The following is a 20,611-nucleotide window of genomic DNA, read 5'->3' as shown; positions in this document are numbered from 1 at the left end:
GAAGATAATTCATGAGGTTTTTTTTAATTTGATGTACTATTTTTGCTCGTAGTGGGTTCGTCATCATAAAGCAAAGACTCTGGTGACGTTGCTGTGCTATTTAACGAGTTTTCTAATTCGTTTTGAATGGTGTCAAAACTCTCTGGTTTGATTTTAACTAAATCCATTCCTCGCTCCGTAAAACTTGACCATTCAAAGACATGTGTCGAGATCGTAAATGAGTCGTTTAAACCGGTTTGTGCAATAGCTGTCATATCACGCATCCGCAGATTGGTCTGCATATTGTTGCCTACGGTTTCAGCTATGGCAGTATACTTAGTAAGTGATTCGAAATTTAATGCTTTTTTTATGATAGCTTCAATAATCAACTGCTGACGATGACCACGGTTCACATCATCATCAAGTTTGCGTGTACGAGCTAAAGCCAAGGCTTCTTCACCATTCAGAGTCTGCAATCCTTTTTCCAGATTGATTGAACCCATCCTATCATTGGAATCCATTTCGCTTATTGCAACAGGCACGTCCATTTCGATTCCACCGAGTTCATCTATAATATCCAAAAAGGCGGTGAAATTAAAAGTTGCATAATAATGAATAGGAACATCCAGCCATTCTTCGACGGTTTGAACCATAGCGCTCTCTTGTCCGACAGCGTAAGCAGCATTGATCCGATCAAAGCGAATAGTTTCCCCTTTATGCTTGATTGGTACGAATGTATCTCTGGGAATGGAAACCATATTCATCTCGTGTGTCATCGGGTTAATGGTAGCGTAGATGATAGAGTCAGCACGGGTGGAATCGAGTTGACGGTCTTCATTATTGTCTACACCTAAGAATAAGAATGAAACAGGTTCGTCAATAGGATTAACTTTTTCGATAGGCACTTGCCGGTCTATCTCGGCGAATGATGCATCAATTTCATTTCCAATTGTCGCAAAAAGTTTAGCGAAATATACCGTACCAATCAATATAATTGTAAACAGTGGAATCAATATGCTCAAAATGATGCGTTGCTTTTTCTTCTTCTTTTGATTATTTAAATGTTTTCGAGAAAAGTTAGACTGATTTGTTTGATAAGACAATAGGGTTACTCCTTTAAAGTGAGTTGAAAGACGATTCTTTACTATTATTATGCTAAATGACTCACGTGTCAAGATAGGACGGGGAAACTGACGAAATAGAAACAGTCGGTTATAGCGAGTTGTTCATGAATCGTACTTATTTATAAAATATCATTTTTTTAATTGGCAACAGAGACTTCTATCCATGCTTTCGTTCCTGATTTAAATGTGACATTCCCGCTTGTCCAATTCATTGCTTCTCCCATGAAAACATCTACTTTTTCTATAGGTATAAGACAATTATAAGTTACTTCGGAGGTATAGTCAGTGGAGTAGATCGTATAAGCGGACTCCTCTAATACACTTTGAAGTTTACCGCTCACCGGATAGGAGACAGATACTGAAACAAATTGTTGAAGCTGTTTTTCAACGATTCCAATATGATTGAGCGCTTCGTTCGTGACTTGTCCGTATGCTCGAATGAGTCCGCCTGCGCCTAACTTGGTTCCACCAAAATAGCGAGTAACAACAGCTGTAACATTTTTAACATTTCTTTTTTTTAGAACTTCCAGGATGGGTACGCCAGCCGTCCCGCTTGGTTCACCATCATCAAAAGCGCGTTGAATATGATTAGACTCACCAATTAAATAAGCGTAACAATTGTGACTAGCTTTATAATGTTCTTTTTTAATCTGGTCAATAAATGATACAGCTTCTCTTTCGGATTCGGTGCGCTTAAGCGTGCAAATAAAGCGAGACTTTTTTATATGTATTTCGTGTGAGCCATGCTCACGAATTGTTCGATAATTTTTCATAATTCCGTCCCTTTCAATTAGTCACAAAGTTGGTGTATAATAGAATACATGCTATAGTATAAGGGTATTTACACGGTTGATTTTTAAGGAAGTGAGGTGAAAAAATGCGTATAGCCATTGTAACAGATAGTACAGCATACTTAAACAAAGAAGAGTATGAACAGGATAACGTTTACTTCGTCCCGTTGTCTGTCATTTTTAAAAATGAAGTATACAAAGAAGAAGTAGACATTACATCAAATGAATTTTTTGAAAAAGTGAGAGATTGTGAACAACTTCCTACAAGTTCGCAACCCACAGTAGGAGATTTAACAACGCTGTATCAAGAATTGCAAGATGACTATGACGCCATTATCAGTATACATTTATCTGGTCGGATATCCGGGACGTTTCAAAATGCTTATAGTGTTGCCAACTCTATAGAAGGTATTACTATTTATCCATATGATTCTGAACTGGCCGGTGCCGGACAAGCTTTTCTTGTGAGAGCTGCAATGAAATTGGCTAAAGAGGAACAATCAATTAACGTAATCATTGATGAGTTAGATAAAATAAAAAAAGAATTAGAGATTTATTTTATTGTTGACGACTTGACTAATTTAATAAAAGGCGGACGATTATCGAGAGCTGCGGGTGGTGTAGCAACGGCACTTAAAATCAAGCCCGTTTTGACTTTTAGAGCAGGTGAAATTGTTGCCTACGACAAAATTAGAACTAAAAAGAAAGCCTTGAGAAAAATTGAAGCGTTACTCGAAGAATCAGTTATGAACAAAGACTATCCTATCGTGGCAACGATCGTACACGCGTATTGTGAAGAAGAAGCGCAAGTATTCAAGGAACATTTAGAAGCTAAGTTTCCTACAGTACGGTTTACCTCCAGTTTTTTAGGCCCCGTTGTCGGCGTTCATACAGGTGAAGGAGCCATCGGGATGTCATGGACAAAAGATATCCACTAAACTGTCATTTGCTATTATACTATTATTTCAAAGCATCAATTACTTGATGCTTTTTTTTTGCCCAAAAAAGTCATTTTTTTATTTGTATGTAAATAATAGTAGTAAGCAATTAGTTAAGGGATGAAGAAAAATGTCAGACTATTCGTTAGTATACGGAAGAAGTTTATTGAAAGAGGAAGTTGGTTTTGAACTGACTGAAGAAATAAGAAATCGTCTCTGTGTTGAACCTGCTTTTATTATTAGTGACGGGAGGAAAAGCTGTGCACGCTGTTCAACGTGTTCTGAATTGTCAAAACCTTATCCATGTATTTGCGGGGGGGATTGTCTGTATTGCAGAGAATGTATTGTTCTAGGTAAAGTAAGGGAATGCGCTCAACTTTATTCACTGCCAGAACCTAATCAATTTGATACATACCCAAAACCCTATCTAAAGTGGAATGGGAAATTGTCAGATCAGCAAAGTGAAGCTTCTATAGTGATTACCAAAAGTATCACAGAGAATAAAGAATTAATCGTTTGGGCTGTAGCTGGTGCCGGTAAAACAGAAATGCTCTTTCAGGGGATTCAAAGAGCGTTAGAAAGTAATAAACGTGTCTGCATAGCTTCACCACGTATCGATGTGTGTCTCGAATTGGCCCCGCGGATACAACGTGTCTTCCCAGCGATCCCGATCGCTGTGCTATATGGTGGAGCAGAGGAAGGCTACCGGTACACGCAACTGGTCATTGCAACAACGCATCAACTATACCGATTTAAGGAGGCGTTTGATGTGGTTATTATCGATGAGGTGGATGCTTTTCCCTATCATATGAATGCAGCGCTTAATTTCGCCACAAACAAATCCCGAAAAACCTTGTCGAGCCTCATTTATTTAACGGCGACGCCGGATAAGCCTATGCAGTTACGAATGGAAAACAAGCTGACAGAGGCAGTTGTCTTGCCAGCCAGATACCACGGGCATGCCTTGCCTGTTCCGAAGGCAGTTTATCAAAGAGGTGATTTGATGGATTACAAAAAGGCCGCGCAAACTCGTTTGATCAAACATATGAAACGATTGATCGAACTAGAAAAGCGGTTTTTGATTTTTGTACCTACAATAGCCTTAATGGAAAAAATGCAACCTGTTTTTCATACGATTTTTCAAAGAGCATCATTTGAATGTGTACATTCCAAAGACACCGACCGGAAAGAAAAAGTGCAGAAAATGAGGAATGGAGAATTGGACTTTTTGATGACTACGACCATTTTGGAGCGGGGAGTAACTTTTGAAAACATTGACGTTATTATCTGGCGTGCAGATCATCATGTGTATACCGAAGCCGCACTTGTTCAAATTTCTGGTAGAGTAGGAAGATCGGAAAATCATCCTACTGGTAATGTTACATTTTATCATCAGGATTGGACGCGCGCCATGAAAAAAGCGCTGAAACAAATCAGACAAATGAATCACTTGGCTCAGAAAAGAGGATTGATCCATTGACTCAGTGTTTGTGGTGCCTTGAAAATATTGAAGATAGTTTGTCATTTTCTAATCTGTTTTACCTTAATAAAACGCCTAAACAAATGTGTGATCATTGTTATAGCCAATTAAAGCCCGTAAGTGAAACGACTGGGAGATGTGCAGGGTGCGAAAAAATATCGGAGGATGATTTGTGTTTAGATTGTAGAAACTGGAAAAAAGCATACCCGGAGTACGACTTTAAACATCACAGTTTATTTTATTATAATGAATTTGCCAAAGCTTATATGGAGAAATACAAGATTGTGGGTGACTGCGAGTTGTCGTCTTTATTCGCGAGTGAATTGAGAGTTTATTTGGGACCGATTGCTAAACGATCCTGTATTATTCCCATTCCGATCAGTCAAGATAGCAAGCGAATAAGAGGGTTCAATCAAGTTGAATTGTTACTAGACAGCGCTGATATCCCGTACATAAAAGCTCTTGAAAACGGAGGGGAAGGGGAGAAACAGTCCAAGAAAAACAAAGCTGATCGAATGAAAACACAGCAACCTTTCTTACTTAAAGCTGAGATGAAGTCACTTGTCACAGACGCCTCGATACTATTGGTGGATGATCTATACACGACAGGACGAACGTTGTTTCATGCTGCCGATGCCTTGAAACAGTATTCACCCAAGCGGATCGAGACCTTTTCTCTGTTCAGATAATTTTAGTGGCTCAATAAAGTGTACTTTCATTGAGAAAGGGAACGCTATCATGTATAATTAGTTCAAGCAAACATAATCGTTTTGCTTGGAGATGGTACTGATCAGTATGTATGGTCAAGACTATACTAGATTTGGAAGGGTGAAGTATTATGCTTAGATACAATGTTAGAGGCGAAAACATTGAGGTGACTCAAGCCATAAGAGAATACGTAGAAAAGAAAGTCGGTAAGATTGAAAAATATTTTAATGATGTGCCGGAAGCAAATGCACATGTCAATTTGAAAACTTATTCTGATAAAACGGCTAAAGTAGAAGTCACTGTTCCACTCCCATATGTTGTTTTACGTGCGGAGGAAACTTCCCCAGATTTGTATGGAAGCGTCGACTTAGTTGTCGATAAATTAGAACGTCAAATGAGAAAATATAAAACAAAAATCAACCGTAAGAATCGTCGTACACAAGGTGTGGATGCACCTCAGCCCACTGACTCTGATTTATGGGCAGACTTAAATATGGATGACGACGATGATTTAGAATTAAGCGCATCAATTGTACGAACAAAACGTTTAAGCTTAAAACCGATGGATGCTGAAGAGGCTGTTCTGCAAATGGACATGTTGGGTCATAATTTCTTCATTTTTGAAGATGCTGACACCAATGGTACTAGTATCGTTTATAAACGTAATGATGGGAAATACGGATTAATTGAAACAGATTAATTTCAATAAAAAGACGAGCGAATATGCTCGTCTTTTTTTATTGGATAAATATGGAGGAGTTGTCTATATTTATGGGAACAAGTCTTTTATTTGAACCTGAATAATGGTACAATTACACGGTATGATAAATTCCGGAAGTATAGTAGTAGAAATGAAACGATAGAGGAGATTTGTATTCATGGCTCATTTATTAAAAAGAATATTTGAAAACGATAATAAAATTTTAAAAAGATATGGTAAGTCAGCTGACAAAATTGAAGCATTAAGTGCTCAGATGGAAGCTTTAAATGATGACGAGTTAAAAGCAAAAACTGTAGAATTTAAAAACCGCTATGCGAAAGGTGAAACACTAGACGACTTGCTCGTTGAAACGTTTGCGACAGTGAGAGAAGCCGCACGCCGTGTCTTAGGGTTGTACCCGTTTAGAGTTCAATTAATGGGGGGTATTTCCTTACATGAAGGGAATATTTCTGAAATGAAAACCGGTGAAGGGAAGACTCTTACCGCTACGATGCCTGTTTACTTGAATGCTATTTCTGGTGAAGGCGTACACGTCGTAACTGTCAACGATTATTTGGCGACACGTGATGCAGAAGAAATGGGTGAATTATACAGATGGATGGGACTGACAGTTGGGTTAAACCTGAATTCAAAAACGTCTGCTGAAAAAAAAGAGGCCTATCTCTGCGATATTACTTATTCAACGAATAATGAATTAGGATTCGATTATCTTAGAGACAATATGGTCGTTTACAAAGAACAAATGGCTCAACGTCCACTGAATTTTGCTATTCTGGATGAGGTCGACTCGATTTTGGTCGACGAAGCGCGAACACCGCTGATTATTTCTGGCCAAGCAAACAAATCGACATCATTCTACACACGTTGTGATTTCTTTATCAAAGGTCTGAAAGAGGAAGAGGATTACACGATCGATTTATCTTCTAAATCCATTTCTTTAACTGAAGAAGGGATTGAAAAAGCTGAAAGCACCTTCCATGTGACCAACTTGTATGACATTGAAAATCAAGCACTCGTACATCACGTCGATCAAGCTTTACGTGCGAATTATATTATGTTACGTGATATTGATTATGTTGTGGCTGATAATGCAGTGAAGATTGTTGACCAATTTACTGGTCGTCTTATGGAGGGTCGTCGCTATTCAGATGGCTTGCATCAGGCAATAGAAGCAAAAGAAAATGTCGAGATTCAAAAAGAATCTAAAACAATGGCGACTATTACATTCCAAAACTACTTCCGTATGTATAAAAAATTGTCTGGGATGACAGGTACAGCGAAAACTGAAGAAGAAGAATTTAGAGAGATTTATAACATGAATGTCATTGCCATTCCTACTAACCGTCCGTTAATCCGTGATGACCGTGATGATTTGCTTTATCCAACGCTTGAAAGCAAATTTAATGCTGTAGCTGAAGATATTAGAGAGCGTCACGGTAAAGGGCAACCGGTACTCGTTGGTACAGTGGCTGTCGAAACATCTGAAGTAATCAGCGATCTTCTCAAAAGAGAAGGCATTCCACACGAAGTCTTGAATGCGAAAAACAACTTCCGTGAAGCTGAAATCGTCGTGAATGCCGGACAACCCGGTGCCGTCACGATTGCAACGAACATGGCTGGTCGTGGGACAGATATCAAATTAGGTCCCGGCGTTAAAGAACTTGGTGGATTAGCAGTTATTGGGACTGAACGTCATGAATCAAGACGTATTGATAATCAATTAAGAGGACGTTCGGGTCGTCAAGGCGATCCTGGGGTTTCCCAGTTTTATCTTTCTCTTGAAGATGACTTGATGAAACGTTTTGGATCTGAACGTATCCGAATGGTCCTTGAGCAACTTAAAATTACCGAAGATGATGCTGTCATTCAAAGCAGAATGATCAGCCGTCAAGTTGAATCAGCTCAAAAACGTGTAGAAGGAAATAACTATGACACACGTCGTAACGTACTGAAATATGATGATGTTATGCGTGAACAGCGTGAAGTTATTTACTCTCAACGTTTAAAAGTGATATTGGAAGAAGAGTCACTAAATTATGTTGCAGTTCCTATGATCAAACGCACAATAGAACGTTTTGTTCAATTGAACACTCAGCAGGAAGACTCTACAAAATGGAATCTAGAACACATCGAAGATTTTGCACACACGACCCTGGTTCATCCTGATGATTTATCAGTTGAAGATTTAAAAGGGAAATCAGCAAGTCAAATCGAGGGAATTTTAATTGATTTATCTCTGGCAAATTATGAAGAAAAAACATCTCAGCTTAATGGGAAAGATCAAGTGCTTGAATTTGAAAAAGTGGTTGTCTTGCGTGTTGTTGACAAGAAATGGACAGATCATATTGATCAGATGGATCAATTAAGACAAGGGATTGGCTTGCGCTCATATGGACAATTTAATCCATTAACAGAATATCAACAAGAAGGCTTCACGTTGTTTGAAGAAATGATTGGTGAAATTGAACATGATGTGACTCGTCTGTTAATGAAATCTCAAATCAGACAAAACTTGAAACGTGAACAGGCAACACCAAACGGTAATAAAAAACAAGCACATCGTGCAGTTGAGAAAAAATCTCACTCGCATGATGAGGAAGTACACACACAATTGGGATAATATTAAACCTGGAAAAGGAATGGATAGTTTATCTGTTCCTTTTCAGCTATATAAAACGGAGGCAAATGATGGAAATAAGTGAAATGACAAATAAATTAAATGCAGCAAAACTTAAAGTCGAAGACTTTAGGGGGTCTCTTTGACTTAGAAAAACTTGAAACAGATATCGCTGAATTTGATCAAAAAATGGCCGATCCTACTTTTTGGGATGATCAAGAGGAAGCGCAAATGGTTATTAAAGAAGGCAATGAAAAAAAAGATGCTTATCAAACTTTTAAAAATATGGAAGAAACGATCGAAGAGATTGCCATCTTGATCGATATGTTGAGAGATGAAGAAGATGAAGAGATACAATCCGAAATCGAATCGAATTTAGCTGAATTAGAGCAGGTCATCAATCAATATGAATTAGACATGTTATTAAGTGACCCTTATGATAAAAACAACGCGATCATGGAATTACACCCTGGGGCTGGGGGAACAGAGTCTCAAGACTGGGGCGAAATGCTTTACCGCATGTACACACGTTGGGTAGAAAAAAAAGGACTATCCTACGAGGTCCTTGATTACCAAAGTGGTGATGAGGCGGGAATTAAAAGTGTAACGTTGTTGATTAAAGGAACGAATGCCTATGGCTTATTGAAAGCCGAAAAAGGGGTACACCGACTTGTCCGTCTTTCTCCTTTTGATTCAAATGGTAGACGTCACACCTCTTTTGTTTCTATAGACGTTATTCCGGAAATCACCGATGAAATAGATATTGTTGTTAATCCAGATGATATTCGTGTTGATACGTATCGTGCGAGTGGTGCTGGTGGACAGCACATCAATAAAACAGATTCAGCTGTACGTATCACTCATAAAGAAACGGGTCTTGTGGCTTCCAGTCAAGCCGGACGTTCACAAATAGCCAATAAAGAACTAGCAATGAATATGTTGAAAGCCAAGTTGTATCAAAAAGAAATCGAAGAAAAAGAGCAGGAAATGGCAGAAATCAGGGGCGAACAAAAAGAAATTGGTTGGGGCTCTCAAATCAGATCATATGTTTTCCACCCATATGCTATGGTGAAAGATCATAGAACAAATGAGGAAACAGGAAATACTGATGCTGTTATGGATGGAGAAATCGATCCATTCATCAATGCTTATTTAAGGTTAACAATGAATAGATAAAAAGTGAATAATGAGTAAATACAGGCTTCCAAGATGGAGGTCTGTATTTTATTTTAGGGAAATAATTCGCTACTGTCATATTTTAGACAAAAATAACAAGAAAAATAAGGATAAGGCTACGAAAGTAACAATGGAGTGAGAAACCCAATTAAAGTTGTTTTATGTGAGTTAAGTGGGTTTTTGAATCTGGATAAAGGCGAAAAAAAGAGGTAAGTGGTGATTTTTTTCATATATGATTTATTGCATCAATTTATGTTTTTTTAAAAAAACATAAATATTACGTTGAAACAATATTGTAATTTGTTTAAAACAGAACTGTGTGAAAATGATGATATACTAAGTGAGGTTACAAAAAGCAAGTGAAAATAGTTATAGGTTGCTTACCAGATTAGAATAAAAATCTAAAATAGATAGGTGATATAATTAATGATAGAGATGAGAAATGTCTATAAAAAATATCCTAATGGCATCACTGCTATTAATGGGTTGGACGTAACGATCGACCAAGGAGAGTTTGTCTATGTTGTAGGCCCGAGTGGTGCAGGTAAATCAACCTTCATAAAAATGATTTACCGTGAAGAGCTGCCTACAAAAGGAACAGTCAAAGTGGGCGAATTTGATTTAATGAATTTGAAGAGAAAAAAAATCCCATTCCTAAGAAGACACGTAGGCGTAGTGTTCCAGGATTTCAAACTATTACCACGTTTGACTGTGTATGAGAATGTTGCATACGCAATGCAAGTGGTAGGTAAAAATCCTAAGAATATCAAAAAAAGATCGTTAGAAGTTTTGGATTTAGTTGGATTAAAACACAAAGTACGCATGTTTCCAAATGAACTATCAGGCGGAGAACAGCAACGTGTTGCGATTGCTAGAGCGATAGCCAATATGCCACGTATACTCATTGCAGATGAACCAACAGGGAACTTGGATCCGGAAACGGCAGAGGGTATCATGGATTTGCTTGAGGAAATCAATAATCATGGTACGACGATCATTATGGCAACGCACAACAGCGAGATTGTTAACCGCGTGAGACATCGTGTTTTAGCTGTTGAAAATGGACGTATTGCCCGCGACCAGGAAAGAGGGGAGTACGGTTATGAAATTTAGAAATGCAGGAAGACATATAAAAGAATCATTTAAAAGTATTAAACGTAATGGATGGATGACATTTGCAGCTATCAGTGCTGTCGCTATCACACTATTATTAGTAGGGAGTTTAATTGCACTCTTGATGAATGTGAATAAGTTAGCGTCTGATGTCGAAGAAGACGTTAGTGTGAGGGTCTATGTTGCAACCGGAACGGAAGAGTCAGAACAAGAAGCTTTGAGAAGTGAATTGGATGAAATCGGAAATATTGAATCTATTGAGTTTTCAAGTAGAGAAGAAGAACTGGATAATGTCATGGGAAGCTATGGCGAGGAATTCGGACTATTTGAAGGGGACGATAATCCCTTGCATGACGTATTCATTTTAAATACATCCTTGCCTGAATACACATCAGAAGTAGCTGAGGAAGCCGAGAAGTTAGGTCCTGTGGTTGATAATGTCAACTACGGTGGAGCAGAAGCTGATCGACTCTTTGAATTGATGGGAACAGTAAGAAATGTTGGAGCCGTTATAATCGGTGCGCTGATATTCACAGCTGTCTTCTTAATTTCCAATACTATTCGAATTACTATCTTTTCAAGGAGAACAGAAATCGAAATCATGAAATTAGTGGGTGCAACAAACTGGTTTATTAGATGGCCATTCTTGATCGAAGGTGCACTGATTGGTTTTGCTGGAGCGTTGATTCCTGTATCGATTATTTCCTATTTTTATTTAAGAGGTTTTGATACATTAATGGGATATCTATCGGGCACATATTTCAGTTTATTACCGCCTAACCCATTTTTACTACAAATCGTTGTATTACTTCTAACTATTGGTATAGTTATAGGAAGCGTTGGATCATCATTGTCAATTAGAAAATTCTTGAAAGTTTAATTTAAAAGAGGGGTGTTTTCCCTCTTCTTACATATAGTCAGAAAAGCAGATAAGAGGAAAATCGACGTGGTTAAAAAAAGTATTTAAACGAATTGTAAAAAGTATTTTAAATTCATCTTCAAGATGGTTAATGTTCTGCTATCAATTTGGGGCCGTTTACCATGTCGAAGGATATGCGTGGGTGCTCATACAGCGGTGCGTGCGGCTCTTGGATCACTTACACCTGACTAGTACCTCAGGTATGTTGCCGGGTTCGTACGTCCTTAAATCCTAGTGTATAAGTAAAACTCCTTATGTGAGGTCATACCGTCACATCGGGAGTTTTTTGTATAAACAAAGTAAGTTTTGTTTTAATATGATAAAATAAGATAAATACAGATTCGAAGGGATGAAAAATATGACATTGTTTCAAAATATCTTGCTGGCACTTTTGTTATTTGTATTGCAACCAACGTTCATCATTGGTGTCGTTTTAGCACTCTTATCCAAAAACAGACGTTTCAAGTACTCCAGAAGTAAGCTCAGAACGACTGTGTATAAAGAAAATTATGAAATTAAAAGATTAATAACATGGGGTCTCATTCCTGGAGCAGTCATATCCTTGCTTTCAGTGGGTATAGGGATGCCGGTTACGATTGACTGGATCATAGTCTATCATATTGTGACGCTGTTATTTTTAGGTTTAGGCTATAGATTCATTCATCCAATTTTTACGTTTAGTACGGCTGGTTTGACTGTGTTGGGATTGAGTTATTTTGTCACGGAAGCGTCATTATTTGGCGATATCCTGGAACAATGGAACAGTCCTATATTAAGTCAGACATCGACGAGTTTAGAAAGTACCCGAGTGATACTTGTTCTAGTTGTTTTGTTATTGCTAAGCACTATAATTGTTTTGAACAAAGGAAATACGAATCAATTTGTCCCAAGATTTATGAAAACAAAACGTGGTAAGCTAGTAGCAAGGTACCGGATGAAACCTTTATGGCTGATTCCTCTGGTCGTGATTGTACCGGGCGAAACGTTTACCGCGCTCTTCGACTGGTGGCCCGTTTTTTCAATGGGCAATCAAACCTATTCGTTCTTGATCATACCTGTACTTTTAGGTTTCAGATATACCGTGCAGGCACAACTTCCTTCTGAAGCCAAACAGGCCATTATTAAGGATTTTTCACTACTTAGCGTATTAAGCGTCTTACTAGTGGGACTGACATTTTGGAGAGAAGAGTTCAGTGCAATTGGATTAATTGTGATGCTTGTTGGAGGTGTTTATGTACTGTATAGACATAGACAGCGAGAAAGGAAATGGGCATTTAAATTTGGACCAGATCAAGATGGATTGCGTGTCGTAGCTGTAAGACCAAACAGTCCAGCCGAGAGAATGTCAATTGAAATAGGGGATGTCATCGTAGAATCGAATCAGGTAAAATTGACCTCTTCAGAAGACCTTACCGAATCCTTGTTTAACAATCGTTCATACAGCAAACTTAAATTGAAACGATTGGATGGGGAACTTGTCATAGCAGAAACGCCTATTTATGAAGAAGATGCTCATGATTTGGGACTTGTAACATTGGAAGAAATCGAATACTAAATATATTAACTTCTCAGTTGAGGTCATTATCAAGGTTTATCCCTTGATAATGACGTTAACGGAGAGTTTTTTTTATGTGATGGAAAAAGGAATAAAAAAATGGTATCATGAACATATGAACATACATACATATGAAAGAGGTGTAAAGATGAAAATCGAAAATGAAACACTTGAAGGTGCAGCGTTATTGTTTAAAGCACTAAGTGATCCTCATCGGTTAGCCGTTGTATATTATTTATCGTTAAATGATATGAATGTAAATACGATAGCAGATACTCTGAATATGGAACAATCGGCAGTCTCACATCAACTAAAAATCTTAAAAGCCGCAAGACTTGTAAAATCACGCAGAGAGGGTAAAACGCGTATCTACTCTATAATGGATGAGCATGTTTATGAACTGATCAACCAAGTCGTCACACATGTTCAAGAAAAGAGGTAGAAAAATGACCGAATACAAATTAAATGGTTTACATTGCAAAAACTGTTCTATAATTTTAGAAGAAAAATTGAATAAATTGACATCCAATTCTGCCGTTAAAATAGATTTTGAAAATAATGAAATGACTCTGGATGAAACGGATGTAGCTATCGAGCAGATAAAAAAAGTCTTGGAATTTGAAAAAATCACAATGTCAGACATGGAGGCTGAAGACGAAAATACGCATAAAAGCAAAGAGGCAAATTTCCATCAAGGGCACCACCATGGTATAGAATCTATAATGAATCAAGAAACGTCAAAAAAAATGATGTTTGTATTCAGCTTGAATCTATTCTTTTCGGCCATCGAATTCGTCTTTGGTTTTCTGTTTAACAGTATTGCTATTATGACAGATGCCATTCATGATCTAGGTGATGCGCTGTCTATTGGATTAGCCAGTTACTTTGAAAAAATCTCTACCAAAGAAGCCGATGATCAATATAGTTTCGGGCACCAGCGGTTTTCTTTATTAGGTGCTTTAGTTACTTCTGTCATTTTATTAGGCGGCTCGATGGTGGTTCTCTTTAATGCTGTCCCACGGTTATTGAATCCGGAGCCGGTCAATCATGAAGGCATGTTTTGGCTTTCGATAGCTGCGATAGTAGCAAATGGTTTTTCCGCCTGGTTAATGAGTCGCGGAGAGTCGAATAATGAATCCTTGATCAACCTGCATATGATGGAAGATGTTTTAGGATGGGTGGGCGTCTTATTAGTGAGTGTCGTTTTAAACTTTACAGACTGGTACTTCTTGGATCCCCTACTGTCCATAGCTATAGCGGGATTTATTGTTTATAGAACGTGGCCTTTATTCAGAGAAACGATTGAGATATTTTTAGATGCGACACCTAAAAACTTGTCTCGAAAAAATATAAAAGAAATGATTATTTCAATCGAGGGGGTAACGAATGTCTCGCATTTACATGTTTGGTCTATTGATGGTAAGGAACACGCTATGACGGTGACGATCAGCACTGCAGTGGAAGATATAGATGGGATTGAATCGATCAAGAAAAAAACCAGAAAAGCTTTATCAAATTATGCTATTCACCATTCGACCATCGAGATCGTCTATGATCCGAAAAACATATTAACTGATGATTAATAGTTGATAAGGGACAGCGAAGTTGATAATATTAGGTGAATTCGACAACAAAAGGGGAGATAATTATGGGAATACATGAATATTTTAAGAGTTTGAGTGATTTAGAAAAAATATATCGTTGTCCCGGAAAATTTAAGTATGAGGAACATTCTGTCGCAGAACATTCCTTTAAAGTGACCAAAGTTGCTCAATTTCTGGGAACAGTTGAAGAAAACAGAGGCAATAAGGTTAACTGGAAAGCATTGTACGAAAAAGCTTTGAATCATGATTATGCAGAAATTTTTATAGGGGATATCAAAACACCCGTCAAATATGCAGATCCCGACTTACGAGATCGTTTGGCACATGTCGAAGAATCCATGACTCAACACTTTATACAGCAAGAGTTTCCGGAAGAATTCCAGTCCATTTACCATGAACGGCTAAAAGAAGGAAAAGATGATACTTTGGAAGGGAAAATTTTATCAGTAGCGGATAAAGTCGATCTGCTCTATGAGTCTTTTGGTGAAATACAAAAAGGAAATCCAGAATCGCTTTTCACAGAAATTTACCAGGAGTCATTAGATACGATTTTAAACTTCAAAGAAATGGTAAGCGTGCAATATTTTCTAGCAGAGATATTGCCTGATTTACTGAAGGGTGAGTTCACCAATCAGTCAGAACTAGAAAAAATATCTAGAGCGATTCTAAAGAACCACAAAGTAGAACAGACATTCGCAATAGACGAGTAAATATGTTAAAATTAACAATGGAAGAGAGGAAAGAGTAGGACTCTTTCCTCTCTTTTAGTAGCGATTCAGAGTCTAATAGTCGCATAAATCGATTAAAAACCTTACAATATGAATAAGAGAATGATATGACAAGAGACGATTAATAAAGGTAGGATGAAAGTATGGCTAATGATAAAATTGTAGTACGTGGAGCACGTTCGCATAATTTGAAAAATATAGATATCACTATTCCGCGAGATAAACTGGTTGTGATGACAGGTTTATCAGGGTCAGGAAAAAGTTCCCTGGCGTTTGATACGCTTTATGCGGAAGGACAGCGTCGATATGTCGAATCCCTGTCTTCGTATGCCAGACAATTTTTAGGTCAAATGGATAAACCTGATGTGGACAGTATCGAAGGACTCAGTCCGGCAATTTCAATCGATCAGAAGACGACAAGTAATAACCCGCGGTCAACCGTTGGAACGGTTACTGAAATCAATGACTTTTTGAGATTGATGTACGCAAGAATCGGGAAACCAATTTGTCCAAATGATGGAACTGAGATATCCAGTCAGTCCATCGAACAAATGGTTGATCGGATCTTGGAATATCCAGAAAAAACACGTCTTCAAATTCTTGCCCCCGTAATAAAAGAGAAAAAAGGGCAGCACAAAAAAGTTTTGGAAAAGATAAAAAGTGAAGGCTATGTCAGACTCAGAATTGACAATGAATTGGTTGATATTGATGAAGAAATTGAGTTGGATAAAAACGTCAATCATTCCATAGATGTCATTATAGATCGTATAGCAATTAAAGACGGCATTCGATCTCGTTTGTTCGATTCTCTGGAAGCTGCCTTGCAGTTGGGTGAAGGATACGTTATAGCAGATGTTATTGGCGAAGAAGAAGTACTCTTTAGCGAACATTATGCCTGTCCAGTATGTGGCTTTACGCTACCACCACTGGAGCCACGTCTGTTTTCATTTAATGCTCCGTTTGGGGCTTGTTCAGAATGTGATGGATTAGGAACGAAGCTCGAAGTGGATATCGATCTTGTTGTTCCAGACAAAACACTTTCCTTAGATAAAGGCGCATTACTTCCATGGCAGCCCATTAGCTCGAGTTATTACCCACAGATGTTATCGCAAGCATGCGAAGCGTTTGACATCGATACAACGATTCCTTTCAAAGATTTACCAAAAAAACACAAAGATATCGTACTAAACGGATCTAAAAAGAAAAAGTTTCATTTTCATTATAAAAATGATTTCGGTAGTGTCCGTGATACGATGATTCCATTTGAAGGTGTAATGCCTAATGTAAATAGACGATACCACGAAACGAATAGTGACTATACACGCAAGGTTATGCAGCAGTACATGACTGAATTGGAGTGTCTTGTTTGTCATGGAAAGCGTTTGAACGAAGAAGCTTTAGCCGTTAAAATAGAAGGAGAAGACCTTGGTGACATCAGTCAGCTTTCTGTGGAACACGCATTGGAATTTTTTGATAACTTAAATCTTTCCTCCAAAGATGCAACCATAGCCAAACCTATAAACAAAGAAATAAAAGAACGGTTATCGTTTTTGAAAAATGTCGGACTTGATTATCTAACCTTAAATCGTAAAGCGGGAACGCTATCTGGTGGTGAAGCACAGCGGATTCGTTTAGCCACTCAAATCGGATCAAACTTGTCAGGTGTCCTTTATATACTAGATGAACCATCTATTGGATTGCATCAGCGAGATAATAATCGTCTGATCGATTCCCTGAAGAAAATGAGAGATTTGGGCAATACTTTGATTGTTGTGGAACACGACGAAGACACTATGCGTGCGGCGGATCATATTATTGATATTGGTCCGGGAGCAGGAGAAAAAGGTGGAGAAGTAGTCGCCACTGGAACAATAGACGATATCATGGCAAATCCAAATTCGATCACTGGTGCTTATTTATCAGGGAAAAAAGAAATTCCTATACCAAAAACCAGACGAACCAACAAAGAAGGTTACATTAAAATCAAAGGTGCTCAGGAAAATAATCTTAAAAATATTGATGTTGATTTTCCGTTAGGTCTCTTTGTTGCTGTAACGGGCGTCTCCGGTTCTGGGAAGAGTTCATTAATAAACGGAATCCTGCATAAAGCTTTGGCAAGAGAAGTCAGTCGTTCTAAAAAGAGACCAGGTAAATTTAAGTCAATTGAAGGATATGAACAACTGGAAAAAGTGATCGATATCGACCAGAGTCCGATCGGGCGCACACCAAGGAGTAATCCAGCAACATATACGAGCGTTTTTGATGATATTCGTGATTTATTTGCAAAGACCAATGAAGCTAAGATGCGCGGATATAAAAAAGGACGGTTCAGTTTTAATGTGAAAGGCGGACGTTGTGAATCGTGCAGAGGTGACGGGATATTAAAAATCGAAATGCACTTCTTGCCTGACGTTTATGTTCCTTGTGAAATATGTCATGGAACACGTTACAACTCAGAAACGCTGGAAGTGAAATATAAAGGGAAAAATATTGCTGATGTATTAGGGATGACAATCGATGAAGCTGTCAGCTTTTTTGCCAATGTCCCGAAAATTGAACGTAAAATGCAGACAATCATAGATGTAGGCCTGGGTTATGTGCGGTTGGGACAACCTGCCACTACGCTTTCAGGTGGGGAAGCTCAGCGTATGAAGCTGGCGAGTGAACTGCACAAAAGACAGAATGGTCATAACTTTTATATTCTCGATGAACCAACGACCGGTCTGCATGCGGATGATATAGCTCGACTATTGCAAGTCTTAGATCGTTTAGTAGAGGCAGGGAATACAGTGCTTGTCATCGAACATAATCTGGATGTCATAAAAGTGGCAGATCATATTATAGATCTTGGTCCAGAAGGTGGCGAAGGTGGCGGGAACGTTATTGTAACAGGAACTCCAGAAGAGGTTGCTGATTGCCAAGAGAGTTATACAGGTCACTATTTGAGTGAGATGCTGAATAAAGGTTAAAGCATTGTTTTCTATTTGTTGATCTACTTCGAGAATTATTAGTTCAGTTATTTTTAATACAAAAATCAGTCGTAAGTCCTATGACATTCTAAAATAGATAGTGCATAATAATTGTAGAACGTGTGGAACTATTGTGCATCGATTAAAGGAACCCATATAGGAGGGCTTTGAATGAATGAAAAAGAACGTATCATAGACTTGATGAAAAAAGGTATTTTATCGATTGAAGAAGGCCTAGACTTACTAGAAAATACAATCAACAAAGAAGGAAAAAAAGTAGAAGCTGAAGAATTCACTGAACAAGAAGATCAGCCTGTTGAAGAAAAGACTGAAACAGAATCAACACAACACCAAAAAGAGGCTGAAATTGAGCTAGAGGCATTGGTCAAAGAGATCAATGAATGTTCTGTCAAACTAGACAATTTGAATCAACAGCTCAAGGAAGTTGATTCAAAAATAAGTGAGAAAAATGCTGAATTGAATAGCCTAACTAAAAATAGTCAATTAGACATTGAAGATAGAAAAATAGCCATTTCAGAAGAAATTCAACTTGTTCAAAAAGAACTAGGGTTAATCAAACAACTGGATGAAGTAGACAATACCAATGAAATAATCGCATTGAGAAATAAAGTTGACAAACTTTCTCAAGAACTGGAACGTGTTGAAATGACTGAACAGGACTTTGAAGAAGATGAGCGTATCACAGAGCTGACTGCTGAAGTTTCTCAGCTGGAGAAGAAAAAAGCAGAACTAATTGTCGAAAAAAATGAGTGTGTCAAACAGTTGAACCGTTCAAAAGTCAAACAGTGGACACTTAAAGCTAGACAAGCGACAGCTGATTTTGAAATTCCTGAAGATTGGAAAAAAGAAGCCAGTGAGGAATTGTCAAAAGCAGGTAAACGCATTGAAGAAGCCAGCAAAGAGATGTCGACACTATTTAAAAAAAGGGTGAAAGAAGCCTCTGATAAAGATGTTAAAGAAACGATTCGGACATCTTTTGATAATGTGCTCGATAATTTCGATTGGAAAAATGTCAATTTGAAATTTCCAACCTTGGCTTCCAAGGAGTATAGTAAAGAGTGGGCATTTGACGAGTCGACAGCAACCATTTTAGATGTAAAGATCGCAAATGGAAAAGTTACTATAAACAAAGGAAGCACGCAAACGATAAAGTTATCTGCAAAAGGAAAACTGTATGGAAAAATGGATGAAGAGACACCTGAAAAATCTTTTGACGTACGCAGTACTATTTCTGCAGATGAGGACAAATTAATAGTCCACGTTCCCAATAAACGTATCTATGTAGACTTGACGCTCACCTTACCGGAAAGAATGTATGATTATTTATCGATCAATACCTTGAATGGTAACGTATTGGTCACTGACATTGAGGTTAAAGATGTTTATGCTAAATCAACGAACGGATCAATCAATTTTGAAAGACTGAGTGGAACAATGCTGGAAGCTAAAGGATCGAACGGTTCGGTAACAATTAAAAACAGCCAATTAAAAGATCTGCTTGCTAGCTCGGTAAATGGTTCTCTTGTATATGATGGAACGATTAAAAGTGGAGATTTGTCTACGACGAATGGCGACATAAAAGTCACTGTAATGGATAGTACGATTACTAGACTTAACGCAACGACGGTTAATGGAAACGTGAAACTGGCTCTTCCAAAAAATATCACTTTAGAGGGACAGGCAAGAACGACATTCGGTAAAATAAAGAGTCGATTAAGTGAAGTTGAAGTAAACGAGAAGTCAGAAAATATGAAACGATATAAAAGAGTGGTTGATGAAACGTCATTTGATTTTAATGCAACGACCACAACGGGTAATGTTTTGCTCAAAGATACAGATAATCAATAAAAGGAAATGAGGGTCAAACCATGAAAAAATTAGCGAAATCAAAACAAAATGCAGTGATTTTCGGAGTGTTAGGTGGTATAGGGGAGTACCTTAGTATAGACCCCGTATTGCTTCGTGTGGTTGTGGTAGTGGCAACGTTCTTGGGAGTAGGGGTGACCGTTCCTATTTATCTCTTATTGGCGCTTGTTATGCCTGATGGAAATGGAGAGTCTCAATCAGAAAACAAACCACGTACCAACTCACCTTTTGGCCAATTTAATGAAAAACCTAAAAGAAAAGAAGCGGAAAAGATTGAAGAAGATTGGAGTGACTTTTAATCG

At 38.0% G+C, this 20,611-nt stretch carries 17 protein-coding genes; 15 read left to right on the top strand and 2 right to left on the bottom strand.

All coding sequences use genetic code 11. The annotated features are described in order from the left end of the window. Positions 1–23: 23 nt before the first annotated feature. The gene (locus tag ACO1PF_RS03650) at positions 24–1,082 is read right to left on the bottom strand and encodes an LCP family protein (protein WP_423190002.1); all 1,059 of its coding nucleotides are present in this window, start codon (positions 1,080–1,082) and stop codon (positions 24–26) included. A gap of 158 nt (positions 1,083–1,240) precedes the next feature. Further along, the gene (locus tag ACO1PF_RS03645; protein ID WP_423190001.1) at positions 1,241–1,876 is read right to left on the bottom strand and encodes a YigZ family protein; all 636 of its coding nucleotides are present in this window, start codon (positions 1,874–1,876) and stop codon (positions 1,241–1,243) included. Between the two features lie 104 nt (positions 1,877–1,980). On the opposite strand from ACO1PF_RS03645, the gene ACO1PF_RS03640 reads away from it, so the two are divergent. The 15 genes from ACO1PF_RS03640 (at position 1,981) to ACO1PF_RS03570 (ending at position 20,608) form a co-directional block, all read left to right on the top strand. Beyond that, a complete protein-coding gene (locus ACO1PF_RS03640; RefSeq protein ID WP_423190000.1) occupies positions 1,981–2,832 on the top strand; it encodes a DegV family protein in 852 nt (283 codons plus the stop codon). Positions 2,833–2,962: 130 nt separating this feature from the next. After that, entirely contained in the window at positions 2,963–4,312 is a 1,350-nt protein-coding gene (locus ACO1PF_RS03635) for a DEAD/DEAH box helicase (RefSeq protein WP_423189999.1), read from the top strand. Between the two features lie 170 nt (positions 4,313–4,482). Beyond that, a complete protein-coding gene (locus tag ACO1PF_RS03630; protein WP_423189998.1) occupies positions 4,483–5,001 on the top strand; it encodes a ComF family protein in 519 nt (172 codons plus the stop codon). 149 nt (positions 5,002–5,150) lie between these two features. Then, positions 5,151–5,720, top strand: a complete 570-nt coding sequence (gene hpf, locus ACO1PF_RS03625; RefSeq protein WP_423189997.1) for a ribosome hibernation-promoting factor, HPF/YfiA family — start codon at positions 5,151–5,153, stop codon at positions 5,718–5,720. Positions 5,721–5,898: 178 nt separating this feature from the next. Further along, entirely contained in the window at positions 5,899–8,361 is a 2,463-nt protein-coding gene (gene secA / locus ACO1PF_RS03620) for a preprotein translocase subunit SecA (protein WP_423189996.1), read from the top strand. A 68-nt stretch (positions 8,362–8,429) separates the two neighbouring features. Continuing rightward, positions 8,430–9,534, top strand: a protein-coding gene (gene prfB, locus ACO1PF_RS03615; RefSeq protein ID WP_423189995.1) for a peptide chain release factor 2 whose coding sequence is annotated in 2 segments (ribosomal slippage) — positions 8,430–8,492 and positions 8,494–9,534 — 1,104 coding nt in all. Because the reading frame shifts where the segments join, the coding sequence is not laid out codon by codon here. A 426-nt stretch (positions 9,535–9,960) separates the two neighbouring features. Next, positions 9,961–10,647, top strand: coding sequence for a cell division ATP-binding protein FtsE (gene ftsE, locus ACO1PF_RS03610; RefSeq protein ID WP_423189994.1), 687 nt, complete (start codon positions 9,961–9,963; stop codon positions 10,645–10,647). Further along, positions 10,637–11,527: a permease-like cell division protein FtsX gene (ftsX, locus tag ACO1PF_RS03605; RefSeq protein WP_423189993.1), complete on the top strand. Its 891-nt coding sequence runs from the start codon at positions 10,637–10,639 to the stop codon at positions 11,525–11,527. The genes ftsE and ftsX overlap by 11 nt, the downstream gene beginning before the upstream one ends. 397 nt (positions 11,528–11,924) lie before the next feature. Continuing rightward, complete coding sequence (locus ACO1PF_RS03600; RefSeq protein WP_423189992.1) at positions 11,925–13,121, top strand: PDZ domain-containing protein; 1,197 nt, start codon at positions 11,925–11,927, stop codon at positions 13,119–13,121. A 148-nt stretch (positions 13,122–13,269) separates the two neighbouring features. Further along, positions 13,270–13,563, top strand: coding sequence for an ArsR/SmtB family transcription factor (locus ACO1PF_RS03595; RefSeq protein ID WP_423189991.1), 294 nt, complete (start codon positions 13,270–13,272; stop codon positions 13,561–13,563). A 4-nt stretch (positions 13,564–13,567) separates the two neighbouring features. Beyond that, complete coding sequence (locus ACO1PF_RS03590; RefSeq protein WP_423189990.1) at positions 13,568–14,704, top strand: cation transporter; 1,137 nt, start codon at positions 13,568–13,570, stop codon at positions 14,702–14,704. 65 nt (positions 14,705–14,769) lie between these two features. After that, positions 14,770–15,435, top strand: a complete 666-nt coding sequence (locus ACO1PF_RS03585; RefSeq protein WP_423189989.1) for an HD domain-containing protein — start codon at positions 14,770–14,772, stop codon at positions 15,433–15,435. Positions 15,436–15,596: 161 nt separating this feature from the next. Continuing rightward, positions 15,597–18,422: an excinuclease ABC subunit UvrA gene (uvrA, locus tag ACO1PF_RS03580; RefSeq protein ID WP_423189988.1), complete on the top strand. Its 2,826-nt coding sequence runs from the start codon at positions 15,597–15,599 to the stop codon at positions 18,420–18,422. A gap of 171 nt (positions 18,423–18,593) precedes the next feature. After that, a complete protein-coding gene (gene liaX / locus ACO1PF_RS03575) occupies positions 18,594–20,291 on the top strand; it encodes a daptomycin-sensing surface protein LiaX (protein ID WP_423189987.1) in 1,698 nt (565 codons plus the stop codon). Between the two features lie 20 nt (positions 20,292–20,311). After that, positions 20,312–20,608: a PspC domain-containing protein gene (locus ACO1PF_RS03570; RefSeq protein WP_423189986.1), complete on the top strand. Its 297-nt coding sequence runs from the start codon at positions 20,312–20,314 to the stop codon at positions 20,606–20,608. Positions 20,609–20,611 lie beyond the last annotated feature (3 nt).

Source organism: Alkalibacterium sp. f15, assembly GCF_049389645.1.
In the GTDB taxonomy this organism is placed as follows: domain Bacteria; phylum Bacillota; class Bacilli; order Lactobacillales; family Carnobacteriaceae_A; genus Alkalibacterium.
The sequence above is the reverse complement of the archived record's forward strand: the minus strand, read 5'-3'. Positions and strand labels throughout refer to the sequence as shown.